Below are 581 nucleotides of genomic sequence, written 5' to 3'. Positions count from 1 at the left end.
CCCAGCGGTGATCGAGCTGGAGGTCGCCGGCAAGGTGCGGCTGCGGATTCCGCTGACCACGCCGCCAACACTGGCGGCAGCGATGGTGAAGGCGCTGGGCGTTTCATGATCCCGGTTCCGAGCCAGGTGCGGATCTGGTTGGCGGTCGGCCGGACCGATATGCGTCGCGGGATGCAAGGCCTCGCTCTGCAGGTTCAGGAGACGCTGGGCCGGGACCCGCATGCCGGCGATATTTATGTCTTCCGCGGCCGCAGCGGCAATCTGATCAAGATTATCTGGCATGATGGGCTCGGCATGTCGCTGTATGCAAAACGGCTCGAGAAGGGCCGGTTTCTATGGCCGTCGCCGGCGGACGGCACGGTTTCCATATCACCGGCGCAGCTCGCCTACATGCTCGACGGGATCGATTGGCGCAACCCGCTTCACACGTTCCGCCCGCAGCGCGCGGGCTGAGTTTTTCTTTGAGTTTGCGCCATTTTCCGCGAGTCAGCGGACGCGTTTTATGATTCACTCCAGGGCATGGTTGCCACCGCCCAGGATGCTGTTCCGGACGATATTGGCGCGCTGAGAGCAGCGCTGAC

Annotated in this window: 1 protein-coding gene; it reads left to right on the top strand. The window is 63.3% G+C overall.

Going from position 1 to position 581, the window contains the following annotated elements; genetic code table 11:
* Positions 1-138: 138 nt before the first annotated feature.
* Positions 139-453, top strand: a complete 315-nt coding sequence (tnpB, locus tag NKI08_RS34630; protein WP_352458905.1) for an IS66 family insertion sequence element accessory protein TnpB — start codon at positions 139-141, stop codon at positions 451-453.
* Positions 454-581 lie beyond the last annotated feature (128 nt).

The sequence above is a fragment of the Mesorhizobium sp. M0768 genome (assembly GCF_040320195.1).
Lineage (GTDB): Bacteria > Pseudomonadota > Alphaproteobacteria > Rhizobiales > Rhizobiaceae > Mesorhizobium.
Note: the sequence above shows the minus strand (reverse complement) of the source record. Positions and strands in the feature narration are given on the sequence as shown.